The organism is Sphingomonas sp. 2R-10, from assembly GCF_030062225.1.
Classification (GTDB): Bacteria; Pseudomonadota; Alphaproteobacteria; order Sphingomonadales; family Sphingomonadaceae; genus Sphingomonas.
This window is the reverse complement of sequence record NZ_JASCXF010000059.1, coordinates 1-21,144: the sequence shown is the minus strand read 5'-3', so window position 1 is coordinate 21,144 and position 21,144 is coordinate 1. Positions and strand designations below refer to the sequence as shown.

At 68.2% G+C, this 21,144-nt stretch carries 20 protein-coding genes; 11 read left to right on the top strand and 9 right to left on the bottom strand.

The window, feature by feature from the left end:
- Positions 1 to 122: 122 nt before the first annotated feature.
- Together QLH51_RS18855 and QLH51_RS18850 are read right to left on the bottom strand one after the other, a co-directional pair.
- Entirely contained in the window at positions 123 to 908 is a 786-nt protein-coding gene (locus QLH51_RS18855; protein ID WP_125662381.1) for a hypothetical protein, read from the bottom strand.
- Positions 892 to 1,506 (bottom strand): L,D-transpeptidase family protein, encoded by a 615-nt coding sequence (locus tag QLH51_RS18850; protein WP_206429301.1) that lies wholly within the window; start codon positions 1,504 to 1,506, stop codon positions 892 to 894. Before QLH51_RS18850 ends, QLH51_RS18855 begins: the two co-directional genes overlap by 17 nt.
- Positions 1,507 to 1,682: 176 nt before the next feature.
- Here QLH51_RS18850 and QLH51_RS18845 point away from each other — a divergent pair, with 176 nt between their 5' ends.
- Together QLH51_RS18845 and QLH51_RS18840 are read left to right on the top strand one after the other, a co-directional pair.
- Entirely contained in the window at positions 1,683 to 2,390 is a 708-nt protein-coding gene (locus tag QLH51_RS18845) for a murein L,D-transpeptidase catalytic domain family protein (RefSeq protein ID WP_125662378.1), read from the top strand.
- A gap of 287 nt (positions 2,391 to 2,677) precedes the next feature.
- A complete protein-coding gene (locus tag QLH51_RS18840) occupies positions 2,678 to 4,729 on the top strand; it encodes an NAD(+) synthase (protein WP_125662375.1) in 2,052 nt (683 codons plus the stop codon).
- Between the two features lie 118 nt (positions 4,730 to 4,847).
- Here the strand turns inward: QLH51_RS18840 and QLH51_RS18835 are convergent, their stop codons facing one another.
- Positions 4,848 to 5,705 carry an oxygenase MpaB family protein gene (locus QLH51_RS18835; protein WP_125662372.1) on the bottom strand — a complete coding sequence of 286 codons (858 nt, stop codon included), beginning with the start codon at positions 5,703 to 5,705 and terminating at the stop codon, positions 4,848 to 4,850.
- Positions 5,706 to 5,812: 107 nt separating this feature from the next.
- On the opposite strand from QLH51_RS18835, the gene QLH51_RS18830 reads away from it, so the two are divergent.
- Both QLH51_RS18830 and QLH51_RS18825 read left to right on the top strand, forming a co-directional pair.
- Complete coding sequence (locus tag QLH51_RS18830) at positions 5,813 to 7,447, top strand: histidine kinase famiy protein (protein WP_125662369.1); 1,635 nt, start codon at positions 5,813 to 5,815, stop codon at positions 7,445 to 7,447.
- A gap of 85 nt (positions 7,448 to 7,532) precedes the next feature.
- Positions 7,533 to 9,707 carry a histidine kinase dimerization/phosphoacceptor domain -containing protein gene (locus QLH51_RS18825; protein WP_206429300.1) on the top strand — a complete coding sequence of 725 codons (2,175 nt, stop codon included), beginning with the start codon at positions 7,533 to 7,535 and terminating at the stop codon, positions 9,705 to 9,707.
- A 461-nt stretch (positions 9,708 to 10,168) separates the two neighbouring features.
- Here the strand turns inward: QLH51_RS18825 and rplS are convergent, their stop codons facing one another.
- Both rplS and trmD read right to left on the bottom strand, forming a co-directional pair.
- The gene (gene rplS, locus QLH51_RS18820; RefSeq protein WP_056497824.1) at positions 10,169 to 10,558 is read right to left on the bottom strand and encodes a 50S ribosomal protein L19; all 390 of its coding nucleotides are present in this window, start codon (positions 10,556 to 10,558) and stop codon (positions 10,169 to 10,171) included.
- Positions 10,555 to 11,292: a tRNA (guanosine(37)-N1)-methyltransferase TrmD gene (gene trmD / locus QLH51_RS18815; RefSeq protein ID WP_125662367.1), complete on the bottom strand. Its 738-nt coding sequence runs from the start codon at positions 11,290 to 11,292 to the stop codon at positions 10,555 to 10,557. The genes rplS and trmD overlap by 4 nt, the downstream gene beginning before the upstream one ends.
- Positions 11,293 to 11,356: 64 nt before the next feature.
- Here trmD and QLH51_RS18810 point away from each other — a divergent pair, with 64 nt between their 5' ends.
- The 3 genes from QLH51_RS18810 (at position 11,357) to QLH51_RS18800 (ending at position 13,226) form a co-directional block, all read left to right on the top strand.
- The gene (locus QLH51_RS18810) at positions 11,357 to 12,298 is read left to right on the top strand and encodes an NAD(P)/FAD-dependent oxidoreductase (RefSeq protein WP_125662384.1); all 942 of its coding nucleotides are present in this window, start codon (positions 11,357 to 11,359) and stop codon (positions 12,296 to 12,298) included.
- A gap of 43 nt (positions 12,299 to 12,341) precedes the next feature.
- Positions 12,342 to 12,767 carry a hypothetical protein gene (locus QLH51_RS18805; protein WP_125662365.1) on the top strand — a complete coding sequence of 142 codons (426 nt, stop codon included), beginning with the start codon at positions 12,342 to 12,344 and terminating at the stop codon, positions 12,765 to 12,767.
- 63 nt (positions 12,768 to 12,830) lie between these two features.
- Positions 12,831 to 13,226 carry a BLUF domain-containing protein gene (locus QLH51_RS18800; RefSeq protein ID WP_164516251.1) on the top strand — a complete coding sequence of 132 codons (396 nt, stop codon included), beginning with the start codon at positions 12,831 to 12,833 and terminating at the stop codon, positions 13,224 to 13,226.
- 3 nt (positions 13,227 to 13,229) lie between these two features.
- Here the strand turns inward: QLH51_RS18800 and rimM are convergent, their stop codons facing one another.
- From rimM to ffh, 3 genes are all read right to left on the bottom strand, one after another.
- Positions 13,230 to 13,814: a ribosome maturation factor RimM gene (rimM, locus tag QLH51_RS18795; protein ID WP_206429299.1), complete on the bottom strand. Its 585-nt coding sequence runs from the start codon at positions 13,812 to 13,814 to the stop codon at positions 13,230 to 13,232.
- A 116-nt stretch (positions 13,815 to 13,930) separates the two neighbouring features.
- Positions 13,931 to 14,314: a 30S ribosomal protein S16 gene (gene rpsP, locus QLH51_RS18790; RefSeq protein ID WP_125662357.1), complete on the bottom strand. Its 384-nt coding sequence runs from the start codon at positions 14,312 to 14,314 to the stop codon at positions 13,931 to 13,933.
- Positions 14,315 to 14,361: 47 nt separating this feature from the next.
- Positions 14,362 to 15,882, bottom strand: a complete 1,521-nt coding sequence (gene ffh, locus QLH51_RS18785) for a signal recognition particle protein (RefSeq protein ID WP_125662354.1) — start codon at positions 15,880 to 15,882, stop codon at positions 14,362 to 14,364.
- A gap of 243 nt (positions 15,883 to 16,125) precedes the next feature.
- Between ffh and QLH51_RS18780 the strand changes: the two genes are divergently transcribed.
- On the top strand, positions 16,126 to 17,766 hold the full coding sequence (locus tag QLH51_RS18780; protein ID WP_125662351.1) for a putative bifunctional diguanylate cyclase/phosphodiesterase: 1,641 nt from the start codon (positions 16,126 to 16,128) through the stop codon (positions 17,764 to 17,766).
- Here QLH51_RS18780 and QLH51_RS18775 read toward each other — a convergent pair.
- Positions 17,741 to 18,319, bottom strand: coding sequence for a DUF924 family protein (locus QLH51_RS18775; protein ID WP_125662348.1), 579 nt, complete (start codon positions 18,317 to 18,319; stop codon positions 17,741 to 17,743). The two genes, QLH51_RS18780 and QLH51_RS18775, sit on opposite strands and share 26 nt — an antisense overlap.
- Between QLH51_RS18775 and mtaB the strand changes: the two genes are divergently transcribed.
- Genes mtaB through QLH51_RS18760 form a run of 3 tightly spaced genes read left to right on the top strand, consistent with a single transcriptional unit; the run spans position 18,318 to position 21,108 of the window.
- Entirely contained in the window at positions 18,318 to 19,553 is a 1,236-nt protein-coding gene (gene mtaB, locus QLH51_RS18770; RefSeq protein WP_125662345.1) for a tRNA (N(6)-L-threonylcarbamoyladenosine(37)-C(2))-methylthiotransferase MtaB, read from the top strand. The genes QLH51_RS18775 and mtaB overlap by 2 nt on opposite strands.
- On the top strand, positions 19,550 to 20,479 hold the full coding sequence (gene ftsY, locus QLH51_RS18765) for a signal recognition particle-docking protein FtsY (protein WP_125662342.1): 930 nt from the start codon (positions 19,550 to 19,552) through the stop codon (positions 20,477 to 20,479). Before mtaB ends, ftsY begins: the two co-directional genes overlap by 4 nt.
- Positions 20,476 to 21,108, top strand: coding sequence for a septation protein A (locus QLH51_RS18760; protein WP_125662339.1), 633 nt, complete (start codon positions 20,476 to 20,478; stop codon positions 21,106 to 21,108). The genes ftsY and QLH51_RS18760 overlap by 4 nt, the downstream gene beginning before the upstream one ends.
- The last annotated feature ends 36 nt before the right edge of the window (positions 21,109 to 21,144 follow it).

The window sequence follows — 21,144 nt, the reverse complement described above, 5'->3', positions numbered from 1 at the left end:
GCGCCAGGACCATCGACGACCTCTGGAAAACCGTTGGCTCTATCTGCAATCTGTATGACCCCGGCGAGTGTCGCAACTACTTCACCGCCGCCGGCTATGCGCTTGATTAAACGCTCGATGCTCTAGTCGGCGCAGCGGAGGCGGGTGAAGGGGCGGCCGTCGGTGATGATGGTCAGCCGGTTGCCGTCGACCGCCAGCGTCTGGGTCGAGGTCCAGCGTTGGCCCTCGCCGTCATAGGCGGCGGTGATGCGGATGCGGCCGTCGGCCAGCGGTTCGACGCGGCGTACCTTGCCCACGCTTTCGTGGAACCACAGTTCGTCCGGTGATACCTTCACCCCCTCGATCGAGGCGGCGGGGCGGGCGCAGGCGGCGGCGTCGCGGTTCCAGCGGCCGACGAAGCGGGCGGGAATGACGTCGGCGGCGACCTGCTCGCCCGGCGGCGGCGCAGGGGTGCCGGTGAAGCCGCAGCCACGGATCGCTTGGCCGTTCAGGGTCAGGGTTGCGGTAAAGTCGCGCGGCGCGCCCGACATGTCGTCCGCGCACGGCTTGCGTTCGACCTGCACGGTCAGATCGCCGGCCCGCCAGCGTCGCGTATCGGCGCGAACCTCGCGATCCAGCACCGCCAGGCGACGCGTCGGCATATCGACCCCGGTCAGGACCAGCACATCGGGCGCCACGCGAACCGAGTAAAAGGGTTCGTTGGTCGTGACGGTCAGCCGGTCGGGGACGGTACTGGCAACCTGGGCAGCAGGCACCGGCGAGGGTGCGACGCGGGTCGGTGTCGCGTCTGGCGCCGGCAAGATCGCATTGTCAGACACCAAGGCCGCATTGTCCGACGCATCGCCGCCACACCCGGCCAGCGCCAGTGCGCCGACGACGACCAGCCAGCGATCAGCGCGGCGCGGCAACCCGGCCCCCGGTGCTCACGCGGTCGTCGCGATCGGCGAGCGTCATGATCCCGGCCGGCTCCAGCCGCGGCGCCGTATCGGCCGCGCGATAGGCGGGAAAGGCGATGACGTCGTTCACCACCGCAACCTGTCCGCCGAGCTGCGTCGCACCGAACAGCTTGCGCGCGAAGGCGGTCGGAATGCGGATGCAGCCATGCGAGGCGGGAAAGCCCGGCAGGTTGCCCGCATGGAGCGCGACGCCGTCCCACGTCAGGCGCTGCATGAACGGCATCGGCGCGTTGTTGTAGAGGTTGGAGCGGTGGAACGGCCGCTTCTGAAGGATGGTGTATTCGCCGATCGGCGTCATCTTGCCCGGCTTGCCCGTCGATACCGTGGTCGCACCGACCAGCATCTCGCCGCGATAGACGAACGCCATCTGCATCGGGACGCTGATGACGATGCTGACCGCGCCGGGCAGCGTCGGATCATCGGCCCAGCGATGATCGCCCGGCCGCATCGCCACCGCCGCACGCTCGACCGCCAATGCCGCCGGTTCCTGTGCCGGGGCGACCGTGGGCGACATGGCAAGCAAAAGGACCGGGACGATCGCGATCTTCATGCGAACCGTTATCCCGCAACGGCCGGCGAATGGCAAATCCGGCGTTAACCGTAATACGCGGAGTCGTTCGCCCGTGGCTCAGGCGCGACGAGCGGCGGAACGGGTGACCGCGCGTTAATTGAATGGAATCGGTTGCACCCGTATCTAGGAGCCTCAACGACTTGGCGAGGATTTGGATGCAGGACCAATCGGTTCGATCGCGGCGGGCGGTGCTGAAGGCGGCAGGCGGACTGGCCGGCGCCGTATTGGCACAGGGCTGTTCGACGAACGCGATCGTGCCCATCGCGCAGAATGCATCGATCATGCCGCCGCCGCAGCGGCTGGCATCGGCCCCCGTCCCCGCCGCCCCGGTGCGGCAGATGCGTGCCCCCGCCACGGTCAATCCGCGACTGTTCGAGCGGGCGCAGGCCGCGATGGCGCGCCATGCCGGCACGCTCCAGCGGACCGACCGCATCGCGATCGCCGACTTCGCGGTCGATTCCACCCATCCGCGTTTCCAGTTCATCGACATGCACAGCGGCGTCGTGTCCGCCATGCGCGTCGCCCATGGCAGCGGATCGGATCCGGCGCATTGCGGCCGGCTGGAACGGTTCAGCAACGTCCCCGATTCGAACGCGACGTCCGAAGGCGCGTTCATCACCGACAATTATTATGTCGGCAAGCATGGCCGATCGCAGCGGCTGCTGGGGCTCGACGCGACCAACAACAATGCACTGATGCGGGCGATCGTCGTGCACGGTGCGTGGTATGCAAATCCGGAAATGATCGCGCAGCACGGCAAGCTGGGTCGCAGCCAGGGCTGTTTCGCGGTTGCCGAAGGCGATCTGGCGCGGGTGTTCGCCCTGCTGGGCGAAGGCCGGATGATCTACGCCGCCAAGGTTTGAGGTCGGGGGACGCCGCTGTCCCCCCATCTGACCTACCAATTTCCCCAACCGTTCGGTTCGAGCAGCTTCGAGCTTGTCGAGAAGCGTCCGTCGAGAACCCTTGCCCCCAACGAAACCTGCATAGGCCACCCCCGCGGAACCGCATTCTCGATACGCGCTCTCGACTTCGCTCGATCGCGACTCGAACCAAACGGCGGGGTTGGTTTGGCGTAGTTGGAGTGCCTACCCCCCCCCGCCGTCATCGCTAACGGTTCCGTACGGCGGCATCTGCCGATAAGATGCAGGCCATGACCCACCCGTTCCATTCGATCCACACCCATGGCTTCCTGCGCGTCGGCGCGTGTACCCCGCCCGCGCATGTCGGCGATCCGGCGGCCGGGGGCCGTGCGGCGATCGCACTGGCGCAGCAGGGGCATGATGCGGGTGCCGACCTGCTGGTGTTTCCCGAACTGAACCTCACCGCCTATGCCATCGACGACCTGCATCTGCAGGACGCGTTGTGCGACGCGACCGATGCGGCACTGGCGGCGGTGGTCGCGGCGAGCGCCGGCCTGCGTCCCGTCCTGCTGCTGGGCGCGGCGCTCAGGCGGAACGGCCGGCTCTACAACTGTGCGGTGGCCGTGGCGCGCGGGCGGGTGCTGGGGGTGGTGCCCAAGACCTACCTGCCCAATTACCGCGAATATTACGAGAAGCGCTGGTTCGCCGCCGGTGTCGGGCTGACCGGCCTGACCATGACGGTCGCGGGACAGGAGGTGCCGTTCGGCACCGACCTGATCTTCGCGGCGCGCGACATGGCCGATTTCGTGTTCCATGCCGAGATCTGCGAGGATTTCTGGTCGCCTCTGCCGCCATCGACCGCGGGGGCGATGGCCGGGGCGCTGGTGCTGTGCAACCTGTCGGCGTCGAACATCGTCATCGGCAAGGCGCGCGACCGCGAGATGCTGTGCGCGTCGCAATCGTCGCGGACCATGTCGGCCTATGTCTATTCGGCGGCGGGCAGCGGCGAAAGCACGACCGACCTGTCATGGGATGGGCAAGGGTCGGTGCATGAACTGGGCGCGCTGCTGGCCCAATCGCAGCGGTTCGACCGGTCGGCGGGGATCGCGATGGCCGATGTCGATCTCGACCGGCTGCGGCTGGAGCGGATGCGGACCGGCACGTTCAACGACTGCGCGGCGGCCAGCGGCCATCCCGAGACGCGGTTCCGGCGGGTCGGGTTCGACCATGTGGCGGAAGCGCGCGATATCGGGTTGCAGCGCCCGGTGCGCCGCTATCCCTTCGTCCCCGACACGCCCGAGCGGCTGGACGACGATTGCTACGAAGCGTTCAACATCCAGGTGGAGGCGCTGCGCAAGCGGCTGGTGGCGTCGGGGACGCGGCGGCTGGTGATCGGCGTGTCGGGCGGGCTGGATTCGACCCATGCGCTGATCGTCGCAGCCAAGGCGTTCGACCGGCTGGAACGGCCGCGCAGCGACATATTGGGCTTCACCATGCCCGGCTTCGCGACCGGCGAGACGACGAAGGGCAATGCGTGGAAGCTGATGCGCGCGCTGGGCATCACCGGCGACGAGATCGACATCCGCCCCGCCGCGCGGCAGATGCTGGGCGACATGGACCACTCGTTCGCGAAGGGCGAGGCGGTTTACGACGTGACGTTCGAGAATGTGCAGGCGGGGCTGCGCACCGACTATCTCTTCCGCCTCGCCAACCAGCGCGAGGCGCTGGTGCTGGGCACCGGCGACCTGTCGGAGCTGGCGCTGGGGTGGTGTACCTATGGCGTCGGCGACCATATGAGCCATTACGGCGTCAACGCCGGCGTGCCCAAGACGCTGATCCAGTACCTCATTCGCTGGACGATCCGCACCGACCAGTTCGACGGCGATACCGACGCCGTGCTCGACGCGATCCTGCATACCGAGATTTCGCCCGAACTGGTGCCGGCCGACGATGCCGGGCGGATGCAGAGCACCGAGGATCGCGTCGGGCCCTATGCGCTCAACGACTTCTTCCTGCACCATATCGTCCGCTACGGCATGCGCCCGTCGAAGGTCGCGTTTCTGTGCTGGCACGCGTGGCGCGATGCGCAGGCCGGGCGCTGGCCGATCGATTTTCCGGAGGATGCCAAGGGGGCGTATGACCTGCCCGTGATCGCGACGTGGCTGGAGAAGTTCCTGTGGCGCTTCTTCCAGTCGAGCCAGTTCAAGCGGTCGGCGCTGCCCAACGGACCAAAGGTGTCGGCTGGCGGTGCGCTGTCGCCGCGCGGCGACTGGCGCGCGCCGTCGGACGGGGTGGCGACCGCATGGGTCGAGGAACTGCGCGGCGGGTTGCCGACCCTCTGATCCTCGTCACCCCAGCGAAGGCGGGGGTCTCCTGCGGCGAGGCGTGCGCTTCCTTGCCCAGAGACCCAGCCTTCGCTGGGGTGACACTTGGGGCAAGGAACATGGGTGCCGGCGCCCCCTACCCCTGTGCCCGCGCGCCCTTCTCCGACGCGGACCCGCCCAGCGCCCAGCGCAGCACCCGCGCCATGCCCTGCGCGCCGCTGCGCACGCCGATACGCGGATGGTCCTGCAATTCCAGCATCGCCCGCGCCCATGGCGGCAGCAGGTCGATCGCCGCGGCGGTGTTCAGCGCGCCGAACCCCTTCAGCAGCGGGTTGGGCAGCGGCTGCTGCAACAGCGCGTCGCGCACCGCGCGCGTGCGATCGTCGCAGCGCAGTTCGCCGCGCACGTCGCGCAGCCACACCTCGGTCGCCGCCCGGCTGTCGGGCACGTCGCGCGCGCCCAGCCGCTGCGCCACGACGACATTCTCGGCGAAATAGCGATCCTGATCGCCGCTCGACAGCATCGGATCGCGGTAGCGCAGATAGGCGCGCAGGAACGAATCGGTCTCGGCGACATGCACCCACGTCAGCAGATGCGGGTCGTTCGCGTCGTAGCGCGTGCCGTCGGGCAGCACGCCATGCACATGGTCGTGGATCGTCCGTACGCGCCCGATCAGCCGTTCGGCCTCCGCAGTGCCGCCATAGGTGGTGGCGGCAATGAACTGGGCGGTGCGCTTGAGCCTGCCCAGCATGTCGCGCCGGAAATCGCTATGGTCCCACACCCCGGCCAGGGCACCGGGATGCAGCATCTGCACCAGCAGCGCGGCGGTGCCGCCGATCATCATCGACGAGAAGTCGGCATGGACCCGCCAACTGACCGACGTCGGGCCGAACAGCCCGTCGTCGCCCGCCGGACGGGTCAGGTCGATCGCGCCGTCGCCCGCGCCGGTCAGGGCGCGGACCTGTTTCGCAATGGCTTGGCGTACGGGGTTCATGTCGGTGCGAACGAGCGGCACGGCGCCAGGGGTCCACGGGCATGGGAACCAAAGCCGTCGTTCACGACCTTTGTCGCACGTCCTTCAACCGGCAAGGCCCTTCGCGCATGTCCTCTCCCAGTCCGGAAAAGCCGCTCGACCGCGATCCCCCGCAGCCGGCGATGGCGGGCGCGGCGATGCACGATCCAAGCAGCGGCATCTTCTTCACCGCGGTAAAGACCACCCGGATGCCGATGATCGTCACCGACCCGAACCAGCCCGACAATCCGATCATCTTCGCCAACCCCGCCTTCCTGACCATGACCGGCTATGGTGCCGACGAGGTACTGGGCCGCAACTGCCGCTTCCTGCAGGGGCCGGAAACCGACCGCGACACGGTGCGCCAAATCGGGGAGGCGATCGAGCGGCAGCGGGAAACATCGGTCGAGATCGTCAACTACAAGAAGAACGGCAGCGCCTTCTGGAACGCGCTGTTCATATCGCCGGTGCTCGATCAGGACGGGACGCTGCGCTATTACTTCGCCTCGCAGCTCGACGTCACCCGCCGCCGCGATGCCGAGGAGGCGCTGCGGCAGGCGCAGAAGATGGAGGCGGTCGGGCGGCTGAGCGGGGGGATCGCCCACGACTTCAACAATCTGTTGACCGTGATCCAGGGGTTCGCCGACGTCCTGCTGACCCAGATCGAACGCAGCGCGGAGCGGCCGGTCGACCCGGCCCGCGCCCGCCGGTCGCTGCGGGCGGTGATGGATGCGGCCGAGCGCGGTGCCGAACTGACGCAGCAGATGCTGGCCTTTTCGCGCCAGCAGAAGCTGTCGGGACGGGTGACCAACGTCGACGACCTGGTCCGGACACTGCTGCCGATGATGCGGCGGACGATCGGCGCGTCCGGAATCGCGATCGACGTGAAGCAGTGCGGCCCCGACTGCAATGCGCGGATCGATCCCGTCCAGGCCGAAACCGCGATCCTCGGCATCGTCATGAACGCGCGCGACGCGATGCCCGATGGCGGCACGCTGACCATCGCGTCCGAACGCAGGCGGCTGGACGGCGGCGACCCGCGCTTCGGGGCGAGGCTGAGCGGCGACTTCATCGCGCTTTCCATCACCGACACCGGCGTCGGCATGGCGGAGGACGTCCGCGCCCGAGTCACCGAGCCGTTCTTCACGACCAAGGACCAGGGCAAGGGCACCGGCCTCGGCCTGTCGATGGTCTATGGCTTCATGAAACAGTCGGGCGGCGCACTGCACGTCGAATCCCGGGTCGGCCGGGGCACGACGGTCCACCTGCTCTTTCCCGCCGCCGACGCCCGGCCCGAGCCGATCCACCGCCACCGGCGCCAACCCGAGAGCGGATCGCGCGGGAACGAAACGGTTCTGGTCGTCGAGGACCAGCCCGACGTCGGCGATCTTGCCGAAGCGATCCTGAAGGACTTCGGCTACACGATATTGCGGGCGGCCAACGCGCCGGAAGCGCTCGGGATCATCGAGCGCGACGGCGCCATCGACCTGCTGTTCACCGACCTCATCATGCCCGGCGGCATGAACGGGGTGATGCTGGCGCGCGCCGCCCGGCGCCTGCGACCGGCGATGAAGATCCTGCTGACGACCGGCTATGCCGAGGCGTCGATCGAGCGGGTCGATGCGCGCGGCACCGAATTCGACCTGATCGGCAAGCCGTACAAACGGGCCGATCTGGCGGCGCGGGTCCGGCAGGTGATCGACGCGCCGACCGGGACAGGTTGAAGCCCGGATCATTAGTCGGTACTGCAATACGTTCCCGCAACGATCCTTGTCGCCGGGCTGTACGTTGACGACGAAAGGTCCGGGCTTGGCGACGATTCCTGATGCGGAGAATGCCGGATCGCCGCTTGCTCCGTCGCCCTCGGATCTCGGGCACGACCTGACCGTCTGCGACCGCGAACCGATCCATATTCCGGGCGCGATCCAGCCGCACGGCATGCTGCTGATCGTCGATCCGGCCGAAGGCGCGATCGTCGGCGGCGCGGGCGATGTCGCGACGCTGCTGGGGCCGGACTGGCTCGGCGGGTCGATCCGCACCCTGATCGGCGATTCCGGTCTGGAGGTGCTGCGCTCGACCGTTGCCGGGCCGCTGGCGCTCGGCACGATCGATCGTGCCGGCCTGTCGGTAGTCGCCAGCCGCGAGGGCCGGTACTGGCTGATCGAACTGGAAGCGACGGCCCCGGGCCAGCCCGGCACCGACGACGCGCTGACGTGGATCGAACATGGCGGCGAGGACTTCTCCCGCGCTACCGACCTCGACGACCTGTGCGCGCGCGCTGCGGTGGTCTTTTCACGGCTGACCGGATTCGACCGGGTCATGATCTATCGCTTCCTCGACGACGATTCGGGGAAGGTCGTGGCCGAACGCCATGCACCCAACATGCACGGGTTCCTGAACCACCATTTCCCGGCATCCGACATCCCGCGACAGGCGCGCGCGCTGTATGTCCGCAACCGCGTGCGTGTGATCCCCGATGCCGGCTATACCCCCGCGCCGATCGTCGCGATCGACCCGGCGTTGCGCTCCGTCGACCTGAGCGACGTCGGCGTGCGCGCCGTATCGCCGATCCATGTCCAGTATCTGCGCAACATGGGCGTCGGCGCGTCGGCATCGGTGTCGATCATCAAGGACGGCATCCTGTGGGGGCTGGTGGCGTGTCATCACCGTTCGCCACGAACCCTGTCCTACCTCCAGCGCAAGACCTGCGAACTGATCGCCGCATCGTTCGCGCAGCAGGTCCGCGCCAAGGAAGAGGCCGCCGAATATCGTGAGCGGCTGCGGCTGCGCACCGCCGAGGATGCGCTGGCCCAGCGAATGGCGCAGGAAGACGAGCCCGACACGGTCGGTGCGATGGTCGCCAACGACCTGCGCCGGCTGCTCGACGCCGACGGCTTCGTCCTGCAACGCGGTGCGACGCTGCACACCAGCGGCACCGTCCCGTCGCAGGAAGCGATCGCCGACATGCTCGGATGGGTCCGGCGTCAGGGCAGCATATTGCTGCACAGCGCTTCGCTCCAGCAGCGGATGCCGGGGGCGGAGGCCTATCGCGACCTGGCGAGCGGGCTGCTGGCGATCACCCTGTCCGCCGACGAACCGGTCGTGCTGCTGTGGTTCCGGGCCGAGACGTTGCAGACGATCCAGTGGGCCGGCAATCCGCACAAGGCGGTCGACCAGCACGCCGACCAGCCGCTGAGCCCGCGTGCGTCGTTCGCGGCGTGGAGCGAGGAAATCCGCGGTCGCGCCCGCCCGTGGACCTCGGCCGAGGTCGAGGCCGCGCACCGGCTGTCGCGGCTGTTGTTCGATGTCCGCCAGCGTCGCCGCATCGGCGAGCTGAACCGGGAACTGACCCGTGCGGTCACGGACAAGGACGCGCTGCTCGCCCAGCAGGAAACGCTCATCAAGGAAGTGAACCACCGCGTGCAGAACAGCCTGCAACTGGTGGTCGCGTTCCTTGCCATGCAGGCCAATGCCGAGAATGACGAGACGCTGACCCGCCATCTGGGCGAAGCGCAGCGGCGGCTGTCGGCGGTCGCGCTGGTCCATCGCCGGCTCTATTCCGACGACACCGTCACGGTCATCGACCTCGGCCGCTATATCGAGGACCTGCTGAACGAGATGCAGTCGTCGATGGGCGCGGAATGGACCGGGCGGGTGACGATGGACCTTGCCCCCCTGCTCATCAGCGCCGATGCCGCGGTGCAGATCGGGCTGGTCCTCGTCGAACTGGTCATCAACGCACAGAAATATGCCTATGGCGGCAAGTCCGGTCCGATCGCGGTGACGCTGGAACGGTTCCGCAATCGCTTCCGACTGACCGTCGCCGATCGCGGACAGGGCCGCACCGGTACCCGCACCGGGTTCGGCACGCGGATGCTGACCGCGATGGTCAAGCGGCTCGACGGCACGATCGAGGAAAGCGACAACGCACCGGGGCTGCGGTTCACGGTGTCGGCGCCGATCGGATTGCCGGAGGACGCGTAGAGCCGCCGGAACGGCCTGCGGGACCGGTTTTTGCCGTCGTGAACCTTGCCCCGGCCAAGGCTGGGGCATCCCGCGGGCAGGTGCGCACAAGCAACAGGGAGATCCCGGCCTTCGCCGGGATGACGCGTGTCGGTGGGTGGCGCCGCAGAGCGTTGCAGGAGGTGCCCGATCATCGCCTCGCCCGTCACCCCGGACTTGATCGAGACCTCTGCAAAGCCCTCAATCCGTACCCCGGCGAAGGCCGGGGCCCAGTGGGGGGACATTGGCAAGATACGGAAAAGCCTTTCCAACTGGACCCCGGCCTTCGCCGGGGTACGGCGAGGCGTTGGTTCTGTTCGAGACTTTCGCGGAGGTTTCGACTTGATCCCCGGCGACGATGGACCCGGTCGAGCCATCCACGAAAAAGGGCGCGGCGGCCATTGGCCACCGCGCCCTGATCGCTTGCCCGCAGGCCGCGCCGGTTACTCGGCAGCGGTCGCCTTTGCCGGACGCGGATCGCGGCGTTCGGCGATACGCGCCGACTTGCCGGTGCGACCGCGCAGATAATAGAGCTTCGCGCGCCGAACGACGCCGCGACGGACGACCTCGATCGAATCGATGTTCGGCGAGTAGAGCGGGAACACGCGCTCCACGCCTTCGCCGAAGCTCATCTTGCGAACGGTGAACGACGAACCCATGCCGGCGTTCGACCGCGCGATGCACACGCCTTCGTAGTTCTGTACGCGGGTCCGCTCGCCTTCGACGACCTTGACGCCGACCTTGAGGGTATCGCCCGCACGGAATTCGGGGATCGACTTCGATTCGAGGAACTTGGCGATCTGTTCCGCTTCGAGCGTCTGGAGGAGGTTCATTGCTTGTGACCTTCATTCTCTTCGTGCGCGCCAGAGGGCGACTGGACCCGAGCGTCGACGTGACGCTCCCACAGGTCCGGCCGCCATAGCCGTGTGTCGGATTCCGATCGTGACTTGCGCCACGCCGCGATCCTCGCATGATCCCCCGATCGCAACACTTCGGGGATCACACGCCCTTCCCATTCAGCAGGTCGGGTATATTGAGGATATTCGAGAAGGCCGCTTTCGAAGCTCTCCTCGATACCACTCGAAGCCGCGCCCATTACGCCGGGAAGCAGCCGAACGCAAGCATCGAGCAGCACCAGCGCCCCCATTTCGCCACCCGACAGCACGTAGTCGCCGATCGCGACCGGTTCGATGGCGCGCGCCTCGAACAGGCGTTCGTCGAACCCCTCGAACCGGCCGCACAGGACGATCGCCCCGGGCCCTTCCGCAAGGGTACGGACCCGCGCCTGCGTCAACGGCCGGCCGCGCGGCGTCATCGCCAGCACCGGACGCCCATCGCCCACGCTGTCGAGCGCGGCGGCCAGCACGTCGGCGCGCAGCACCATCCCCGCCCCGCCCCCGGCCGGGGTGTCGTCGACCGAGCGATGCCGGTCGGTGGCGAAATCGCGGATCTGCACCGTGTCCAGCGACCAGCGTTCCTCGCGCAGCGCCCGTCCCGCCAGCGACAGGCCGAGCGGCCCGGGAAACATTTCGGGATACAGGGTGAGGATCGTGGCGGCGAACGGCATGGGCGACAGCCTGTGCCCGCATGTCGCGGGGAACGAAAGCCCTTCCCGCGTCATTTGCGTGTCCATGCCCGCCCCGTCCCCCGTTCCGCGTCCCGGCGCGATCGACTGCGCCATCATCGGGGCCGGCCCCGCCGGGCTTACTGCCGCGATCTATCTGGCGCGGTTCCACCTTTCGATCCGGATGTTCGATTGCGGGTCGAGCCGCGCGGCGCTGATCCCGCGGACGCACAACCATGCCGGTTATCCGGGCGGGATCGCGGGCCGGGAGTTGCTGGCGAGGATGCACGAACAGGCGCGCGAGTTCGGCGCGACGTGCGAGGCGACGACCGTCACCGCGATCGAGCGTGACGGCGACGATTTCCTCGTCCGGACCGCCACCGGGACGCTCGCCGCACGCACCGTGGTGCTGGCGACCGGCGTGGTGAACCACCGCCCGCGCGGGCTCGACGATGCGACGCACGACGCGGCGCTCGCGCGCGGGCTGCTGCGCTACTGCCCGATCTGCGACGGATACGAGGTCACCGATCGGCGGGTCGGCGTGATCGGGACCAGCCGGCACGGGATGCGCGAGGCGCTGTTCCTGCGCGGCTATACCACCGACGTCACGCTGATCGCGCCCGACAGCGACCATGACCTCGACGATTCGTGTCTCGATGCGCTCGACCGTGCCGGGGTGCGGCGGGTGGACGGGCCGTGTGGCGACTATCGCATCGACGGCGACCGCTTCGTGGTGCGCATCGCGGCGGGCGACATGGCGTTCGACAGCGTCTATCCCGCGCTCGGGTCGCATATCCGCTCCGAACTGGCGGTCGCGGCGGGCGCGCGGGCGAGCGGGGACGGTTGCCTTGAGGTGGACGATCACCAGCGCACCTCGATCCCCGGCCTGTTCGCCGCAGGCGACGTGGTGAAGGGGCTCGACCAGATCAGCCATGCCATGGGCGAAGCGGGGGTGGCCGCCACCACCATCCGCAACCTGCTCGACGAACGGCATCCGATCCGCCGCTGAACCGCTTGGCAGCGGCCGTGCCGCGCTATAGCGTCGGTGGCAGATGATCCGCCGCCTGCTCCCGATCGCCCTGCTCTGCCTGACCGCGCCGGCGCAGGGCCAGTCGATCGACCGCATCCTTGCCGCCGCCGCCGAGCGCGCCGCGGCGCGCGACTGCACTCCGGCAGGGCAGAACGAGGTGGTGGTGTGCGGCGACCGCGACCGGGACGATCGCTACCGCCTGCCGCTGCCGAACGTGCGCGATCCGGCGGAAGCGGGCGCGGTGGCGGGCGAGGTACCGCCGCCGTCGGTCGAGAACCCCTTCCTGTCGGGCTGCGGGCTGTTCCGCGGCCAGCGCCGCTGTGGCAAGCTGGAGATGGAGGCCTATGGCTATGGCCGCGGGCGCGATCCGGTGACGCTGCTGGGGCGACTGGTTACCAGAGCGGTCGATCCCGATGCCGAGGTTGGTCCGGCACCGACCGTCCCATAGCGGTCACGCCTGCCACCCGCCCCGGTCTTGAAAATGGTCCTTCGCGATCGTATTCCGCAGGGCGTGTCCGAACCGTCCTACCGCCAGATCTTCTATACCAGCCGCAGCGACGCCGGGGTGGATGTCGATCGCATCCTGCAACAGTCGCGCCACAACAATGCGGTCGATGGCATCACCGGCCTGCTGTGGCACGACGGCGACCATTTCCTGCAGGTGATCGAGGGGCCGGAATCGAGCATCGCCGCGACCTATGCCCGGATCGCGATCGATCCGCGCCATCACGAGGTGACGGTCCTGTCCGACCGCCCGGTCCCGAAGCGCGAGTTCGGCTATTGGAGCATGGAGCGGGTCGGCACGTCGGGCATGGACGACGGGCCGGTGCTGGCCCGGCTCGAACGTCGACTGGATAATGCCCCCGATGCGGTGCGGCGCGCCTTCACCGCCGCCGCGCAGCGATAGCGGTCAGTCGACCGCGAACAGCGCGTCGACCACCAGCCGCTGGTCGTTCCATTCGGGCACCGCATGCGGCTGCATCGGCACCATGAAGCGCTTGCCGCCGGGGCGTTCGATCTCGATCACGTCGCCCGCGCCGAAATCGTCGATCGCGACGACATGGCCCAGCGGCTCGCCCGCGCTCGACACGGCGGGAAGGCCCAGCAGGTCGGCGTGATAATATTCGCCCTCGGCCAGTGGCGGCAGCTGGTCGCGCGCGATCCACAACTCGGTACCGCGCATCGCCTCCGCCCTGGTCCGGTCCGGGATTTCGCGAAACCTGCCGATCATGCCGTTGGTGGCGGGGCGCACCGACATCAGGGTCAGTGCGCCGCCATTCAGCAGCGGATAGGCCGACAGGTCGTCGGTGAACAGCTTCAGCCGCACCTCGCCCGCCAGCCCGTGCGCACCAGCGATCGCCGCCAGCACGACGCGGCTGCGGTCCGCCGCCGCCGGGTCAGGCGTCGGGCGAACCTTCGCCGCCGGCGGGGGCGTCGTCGCGGCCTTCTGCGGGTTCTTCCGCCGATCGGCCGACATTGGTGGCGTCTTCGTCATGCTGCGGCTGTTCTTCGGGATCGGTCATCGGTCATGCTCCTGCGCGTGGCGAACAGGAACGCGTGACATCGACCAAAGGGGCCGGCCCGCCCGGAAAGGCGGGCCGGCATATCCGCTTATGCTTCGGCGGTTTCGGCCGGAGCGTTGGCGGCTTCTTCGGCGGCCTTCGCCTTTTCGGCACGCTCCTCGGCGCGCTCGACGGCCTTCTCGCCCGGCTTGCCCTTGGTCGGGTTGCTGCGGGCGGCGCGTTCCTTCACGCCGGCCTTGTCGAGGAAGCGGGCGACGCGGTCGGTCGGCTGCGCGCCGACGCCCAGCCAGTGGGTCGCACGCTCGGCGTCGAGCACGACGCGCTTCTCGTCTTCCTTGCCCAGCAGCGGGTTGTAGGTGCCGATCTTCTCGATGAAGCGGCCATCGCGCGGGCTGCGCGCATCGGCGACGACGATGCGATAGTACGGACGCTTCTTCGAGCCACCACGCGACAGACGGATGCTGAGTGCCATTGTTCTTCTTCCTTCGTTGGTTCGTGTAAGCCGGTACCGACCGGCGATTACTTCTTCTTGATGAGATTTTCGAAGCCGGGGGGCAGTTGCGGCATGCCGCCCTGTCCGCCCATGCCGCCACCGCCGAGCCCGGGCAGGCCGGGCATTTCGCCACCCGCCTTGCCCATCAGGTCGCCGAGACCGGCGCCGCCCAGCGCGTTGCCAAGGCCGGCCATGCCGCCGCCCGGACCACCCTTGCCCAGCATCGCCATCATGCCCTTGATGCCGCCCATCTTCTTGAGCTTCTTCATCGCGGTCTGCATTTCCTGGTGCATCTTCAACAGCTTGTTGATGTCCTGCACCGTCGTGCCCGATCCCTTGGCGATACGGATCTTGCGCTTGGCATTGATGAGTTCGGGCTTGGCGCGTTCCTTGACCGTCATCGACGTAATCATCGCGTCCATGCGCAGCAGGATCTTTTCATCGACCGCACCCGACGCCATTGCCGCCTGCGCCTTCTTCATGCCCGGGATCATGCCCGCCAGCGCGCCCAGACCGCCCATGCGCCGCATCTGCGCCAGCTGCCCGCGCAGGTCGTTCATGTCGAACTGCCCCTTGGCGAGGCGGCCGGCCATGCGCTCGGCATCTTCGGCCTGGATCGACTCTGCCGCCTTCTCCACCAGCGAGACGACGTCGCCCATGCCGAGGATGCGACCGGCGACCCGCTTCGGGTGGAACGGCTCGATCGCGTCCAGCTTTTCGCCGGTGCCTGCGAACTTGATCGGCTTGCCGGTGACGGCGCGCATCGACAGCGCGGCACCACCGCGCGCATCGCCGTCCATGCGTGTCAGAATGACGCCGGTCAGCGGCACCTGTTCGGAAAAGTTCTGCGCGACGTTGACCGCGTCCTGTCCGGTCAGCGAGTCGACGACCAGCAGCGTCTCGTTCGGACGGGCGATGTCGGACACCGCCTTCATCTCGTCCATCAGCGCCTGATCGACGTGCAGGCGGCCCGCCGTGTCGAGCATGACGACGTCGAAGCCCTGCAGCTTCGCCGATTGCAGCGCCCGTCTGGCGATATCGACCGGCTGCTGCCCCTGCACGATCGGCAGCGTCGCGACATCGACCTGCGTACCCAGCACCGCCAGCTGTTCCTGCGCGGCCGGACGATTGACGTCCAGCGACGCCATCATCACCTTCTTGCCCTCGCGCTTCGCCAACAGCTTTGCGAGCTTGGCAGTGGTGGTGGTCTTGCCCGAGCCCTGAAGCCCGACCAGCATGATGACCGCGGGCGGGGTGACGGCGACGTCCAGCTCGGCCGTGTCCGACCCCAGCATTTCAACCAGCGCGTCATGGACGATCTTGACGACCTGCTGCCCCGGCGTGATCGAACGCAGGACGTTCTGGCCGACGGCGGCCTCGGTCGCCTTTTCGACGAAGTCGCGCGCGACGGGCAGCGCCACATCGGCTTCGAGCAGGGCGACGCGGACTTCGCGCATCGCGGTGCGGACATCGGCCTCGGTCAGCGCGCCGCGACCGCGCAGGCGATCGAACACCCCTCCCAGCCGGTCACTCAGACTTTCGAACACGCGGTCACTCCACTCGTGGCGTCGCCCGAAATCCGCTCAAGCAAAACACGCCGGCGGACGAAACCTCGTCGGCCGGCGTCGCCCGTGGGCGGCAATGCTGAAACGATTCCTGACGGAAACGATGCGCGCTGTTAGACCATCCGGCCCGGCCATGCAAGCCGCGGCGACCGGAGGCCGCCGCGCGGTGGACCGACGACGGGCTTTAACACCTTCTATACCGATCTCCGCCGATAACCGTCGCGCATGGAATGGGATCGGCAACGCGGCATCGAGGGCACGGCCCCGGCGGAGGCGCCACAGCGCGGCAACCGCTGGACGCTCGTCACCTGCGTCTGCGCGATCCTGCTGTTCGTCGGACTGAGCGTCGCGGTGATATCCGGCGCGCTCGACCATCGCTACTTCGGTGGTGCGCCGGTGCAGCGACCGCTGGTCGTCGCGCTCCTCGTCAATGCCGCGCTCGTGATCTTCGGCTGGCGTCGCCACCGCGCGGTACAGGTGGAGATCGATGGCAGGTCGGCGGCCGAGGAACGCGCCCGGATGCTGGCGTCGCGCGACCCGCTGACCGGCTTCCTCAACCGCCGCGCGCTGAGCGAGGCCGGCGCCGCGCTGCTGCGGGCGGCATCGCGCCGCGACCAGGCGGTGGCGATGCTGATCGTCGACCTCGATCATTTCAAGATGGTCAACGACATGCACGGCCACGCCGCCGGCGACGCCGTCCTGCGCAGCGCCGCGGTGGAGATCGCCGCGGTGATGCCGTCGGCCGCATTGACCGCGCGCTTCGGCGGTGACGCATTCGCCTGCGCCTTCGTGTTCGACGCGCGCGATCCCTCGACCGTCGAACATGTCGCATCGCGCGTCATCGCCGCATTGACCAAGCCGATCGAGGTCGACGACCTGCGCATCCACCTGACCAGTTCGATCGGCGTCGCCCGGTCCGACTTCGACGGCGGCGGGATCGACACGCTGCTGCGCGCCGCCGACATCGCCATGTATTGCGCGAAGAAATCGGGACGCGGCAGCTTCACCTGGTTCAACCGGGCGATGGAACACGCGCTGATCGATCGCAACGATATCGAAAACGGGCTGCGCCTCGCCATCCCCGCCGGACAGATCGTGCCCTATTTCGAACCGCAGATCGATCTGGCGACCGGGCGGCTGTGCGGATTCGAGGTGTTGGCGCGCTGGGTCCATCCGACGCAGGGCACGATTCCGCCCGACCGCTTCATTCCCGTCGCCGAGGAATCGGGGCTGATCGCCGAACTGTCGCTGTCGATCATGCGGCAGGCGTTCGCCGCCGCGCGCGACTGGGACCCCGGCCTGTCGCTGTCGGTCAACATCTCACCCTGCCAGTTGCGCGATGCGTGGCTGGCGCAGAAGATCATCAAGGCCATGGTCGAGGGCGGATTCGCCGCCAACCGGCTGGAGATCGAGATTACCGAGAGCGCGCTGTTCGACAACCTCGCACTGGCGCAATCGATCGTCGGGTCGCTCAAGAATCAGGGCGTACGCCTCGCGCTCGACGATTTCGGCACCGGCTATTCCAGCCTGGCGCATCTGCGCGCGCTGCCGTTCGACCGGATCAAGATCGACAAGAGCTTCGTCCTGTCGCTGCTCGACAACGCCGATTCGGCGGCGATCGTGAACGCGATCATCGGGCTGGGCGCCAACCTGAACCTGCCGGTCACCGCCGAGGGCGTGGAGACCGAGACGATCGCCGAACGCCTGGCCGCGCTGGGCTGTGCCAAGGCGCAGGGGTGGCATTACAGCAAGCCGCTGTCGGTCGCCGACACCCGGCGGATGCTGGCGGCACGCGGGCTGCTGGCGCATGGCGGCCCGCCCGATCCCGACCTGAACGACTTCACCATCCGGCGTCAGGCCGGCTGAGATATTCGCGCTCCGCCGCGGTCGATTCGCGGCCCAGCGCCGCATTGCGCGACGGATAGCGGCCATAGCGTGCCAGCACCGCATGATGATCGCGCGCGAATTTCAGGTTGTTGGCGTTGCCCAATGCTTCGAAGCAATGCAGCGAGAATCGCGCCACCCCGGCATCCTCGCTATGCATCAGCGGCATGTAGAGGAACGCGCGACGATCCGCCGGCAACGCCCGGTCATCGCCGCGCGCGATCCCGATCAGCGCCAGTTCCAGCGCGAGCGGATCGGCCGCGAACGCCGCCCCCTGCCCCCGGAACAGGTTGCGCGAGAACTGGTCGAGCACGATCACCGCCGCCAACAGCCTGTCGCGGTCGTCGCGCCATCCCGCCGCATCGCCGGCCAGCAGGTCGCGTTGCAGCGCGCCGAACCGGTCGGCGATCGCAGCATCCAGCGCATCGTCCTTGGCGAAATGCCGGTCCGGCCCGACCTCGTCGAACCAGAAGTCGAGCACGCTTCGCGCTGCCGCGTGGACTTCGCGGTCCGCTGTCCCTAGATCGTCGCCCATGCCATCCTCCTGTGGTCCCGCCATCATAACGCTCGGCTGTCGGCTGAACATCGCGGAAAGCGATGCGATCCGCGGGATCGTCGGCGCGCGGGACGTGGTGGTGGTCAACAGCTGCGCCGTGACCAACGACGCGGTCGCCGCCACCCGCCGCGCGATCCGCCGCGCACGGCGCGACCGGCCGACCGGCGAACTGATCGTCACCGGCTGCGCGGCGCAGATCGACCCGGCGAGTTTCGTGGCCATGCCCGAAGTGACCCGCGTCATCGGCAATTCGGACAAGCTGAACCCGGCGGCATGGGCGTCGACCGAAGCCGTGATCGTCCGCGACATCGCCCGCGTGCTCGACACCGCGCCGCAACTGGCCGGCGGGTTCGCGGGGCAGACGCGAGCGTTCGTCGAGGTGCAGAACGGTTGCGACCATGGCTGCACCTTCTGCGCCATCCCCGCCGGTCGCGGGCCGTCGCGATCGGCCACGATCGACGGCGTGGTCGAACAGGTCGCTGCCCTGGTCGCGGCGGGCCAAGGGGAGGTCGTGCTGACCGGGGTCGACCTGTCGAGCTATGGCCACGACCTGTCGGACACGCCTGCGCTGGGCGATCTCGTGGCGGCCATCGTCGCGCGGACGTCGCTGCCGCGACTGCGGCTGTCCTCGCTCGATCCGGCAGCGATCGATGCCAAGCTATTGGAATTATTGACCACCGAGCCACGCGTCATGCCGCATGTCCATCTGTCGTTCCAAGCGGGCGACGACATGGTGCTCAAGCGGATGCGGCGGCGCCACGGCCGTGCCGATGCCCTGCGGCTGGTCGATCGCCTGAAGTCCGCGCGGCCGGAAATCGCCATCGGCGCCGACCTGATCGCCGGTTTCCCGACCGAGGACGATGCGATGGCCGCGAACACGCTGGCGCTGATCGACGATTGCGACATCGTCCATGCCCATGTCTTTCCCTACAGCCCGCGCGCCCGCACCCCCGCTGCGCGGATGCCGCAGGTGCCGCCGCCGGTCGCCAAGGCACGTGCGCAGGCGTTGCGCGACGCCGCCGCCCGCCGCCACCGCCACTGGTTGCAGCGACAGGTCGGCACGACCGCCGCGATCCTCGTCGAACGTCCCGGCACGCGCGGGCACAGCCCCGGCTTTGCCGACGTCCGGCTTCCCCCCTGCCCGTCCGGCACGATCGTGACCGCGCGGCTCACTCAACTCGAAGGCGATCAGTTGATCGGCATGCCCCTATGAGCCTTTCGTGGCACGAACGCCTGCTCGGCGGTCTGAAGAAGACCTCCGACCGCCTGACCGGCAATCTGGTCGGCCTGTCCGCCGCGCGGCTGGACGATGCGACGCTGGACGAGATCGAGGACGCGCTGATCGCGTCCGACCTCGGCCCCGCCACCGCCGCCCGCGTGCGCACCCGCCTGTCCGAGGGGCAGTATGAGCGCAACATGGAGGAGCTGGGCATCCGGCTGGTCGTGGCGGAGGAGATCGAGAAGGTCCTGACCCCGGTCGCCAGGCCGCTGGAGATCGAGGCGTTTCCGCGCCCGCAGGTGATCCTCGTCATCGGCGTCAACGGATCGGGCAAGACGACGACCATCGCCAAGCTCGCCAAGACGCTGGTCGAACAGGATTATGGCGTGATGCTGGCGGCGGGGGACACCTTCCGCGCCGCCGCGATCGGGCAGCTGCGCACGTGGGCCGAACGGATCGGCGTGCCGATCGTCAGCGGTGCGGAGGGCGGCGACGCGGCCGGCATCGTCTACGAAGCGGTCAAGCAGGCGACGGCGACCGGCATCGACGTGCTGATCGTCGACACCGCCGGACGGCTGCAGAACAAGCGCGAGCTGATGGACGAACTCGCCAAGGTCCGGCGCGTGCTCGGCCGCCTGAATCCCGAAGCGCCGCACGACGTCGTCCTCGTCCTCGACGCGACGACCGGGCAGAACGCGCTCAACCAGATCGAGGTATTCAAGGAGATGGCAGGCGTCACCGGCCTCGTCATGACCAAGCTGGACGGGACCGCGCGCGGTGGCGTGCTGGTCGCGGCTGCCGAAAGGTTCGGGCTGCCGATCCATGCGATCGGCGTCGGTGAAACCGCCGACGACCTCCGCGGGTTCGACGCGCACGAAGTATCCCGCATCATCGCGGGCGTGGAACGGGTGCGCAAATGACGACTGCCAAACCGCCGGTATCGCCGCTGTTCCGCATGGCGCTGGATTACGGACCGCTGCTCGTGTTCTTCGTCGCCAACCTGCTGGCCGGCAAGATCGGCCTGCCCGACATGGTCGATTCGCTGGCGCAGGTCATCATCGCCAGCACCGCGTTCATGATCGCCAGCGTCGCCGCGATCATCGTGTCGAAATGGAAGACGGGCCATGTCTCGCCGATGCTGTGGCTGTCGGCGGGTCTCGTCGTCGTGTTCGGTGCGCTGACGCTGTATTTCCGCGACGACGTGTTCATCAAGATGAAGCCGACGATCGTCTATGCGATGTTCTCGGCGATCCTGACCTTCGGCGTCGTCACCGGGCGGCCGCTGCTGCAACAGCTGCTGGAAACCGCCTATCCGGGCCTCAGCGCTACCGGCTGGCGCAAGCTCACGGTGAACTGGGCGATCTTTTTTGCGTTCATGGCCGTTTTGAACGAGGTCGTCTGGCGCCATTCGACCTGGGACTTCTGGGTCGGGTTCAAGCTGTGGGGCGCGGTGCCGCTGACGCTGATCTTCGCCGCGGCGAACATCCCGATGCTGTTGCGCAATGGCCTGCAGATGGAAAAGGACGCGCCGCTGCCGCCGGCGGACTAGTCCTCCCTCTCCCCTTCAGGGGAGAGGGCCGGGGAG

Coding starts and splice junctions, on each gene's coding strand:
- QLH51_RS18775 (WP_125662348.1), bottom strand. CDS start 18,319: ATGGGCGACGATCTAGGGACAGCGGACCGCGAAGTCCACGCGGCAGCG.
- QLH51_RS18835 (WP_125662372.1), bottom strand. CDS start 5,705: ATGAACCCCGTACGCCAAGCCATTGCGAAACAGGTCCGCGCCCTGACC.
- QLH51_RS18845 (WP_125662378.1), top strand. CDS start 1,683: ATGCAGGACCAATCGGTTCGATCGCGGCGGGCGGTGCTGAAGGCGGCA.
- rpsP (WP_125662357.1), bottom strand. CDS start 14,314: ATGGCACTCAGCATCCGTCTGTCGCGTGGTGGCTCGAAGAAGCGTCCG.
- QLH51_RS18805 (WP_125662365.1), top strand. CDS start 12,342: ATGATCCGCCGCCTGCTCCCGATCGCCCTGCTCTGCCTGACCGCGCCG.
- rimM (WP_206429299.1), bottom strand. CDS start 13,814: ATGACGAAGACGCCACCAATGTCGGCCGATCGGCGGAAGAACCCGCAG.
- QLH51_RS18780 (WP_125662351.1), top strand. CDS start 16,126: ATGGAATGGGATCGGCAACGCGGCATCGAGGGCACGGCCCCGGCGGAG.
- trmD (WP_125662367.1), bottom strand. CDS start 11,292: ATGCCGTTCGCCGCCACGATCCTCACCCTGTATCCCGAAATGTTTCCC.
- ftsY (WP_125662342.1), top strand. CDS start 19,550: ATGAGCCTTTCGTGGCACGAACGCCTGCTCGGCGGTCTGAAGAAGACC.
- rplS (WP_056497824.1), bottom strand. CDS start 10,558: ATGAACCTCCTCCAGACGCTCGAAGCGGAACAGATCGCCAAGTTCCTC.
- QLH51_RS18840 (WP_125662375.1), top strand. CDS start 2,678: ATGACCCACCCGTTCCATTCGATCCACACCCATGGCTTCCTGCGCGTC.
- QLH51_RS18850 (WP_206429301.1), bottom strand. CDS start 1,506: ATGAAGATCGCGATCGTCCCGGTCCTTTTGCTTGCCATGTCGCCCACG.
- QLH51_RS18830 (WP_125662369.1), top strand. CDS start 5,813: ATGTCCTCTCCCAGTCCGGAAAAGCCGCTCGACCGCGATCCCCCGCAG.
- QLH51_RS18760 (WP_125662339.1), top strand. CDS start 20,476: ATGACGACTGCCAAACCGCCGGTATCGCCGCTGTTCCGCATGGCGCTG.
- QLH51_RS18810 (WP_125662384.1), top strand. CDS start 11,357: ATGCCCGCCCCGTCCCCCGTTCCGCGTCCCGGCGCGATCGACTGCGCC.
- mtaB (WP_125662345.1), top strand. CDS start 18,318: ATGCCATCCTCCTGTGGTCCCGCCATCATAACGCTCGGCTGTCGGCTG.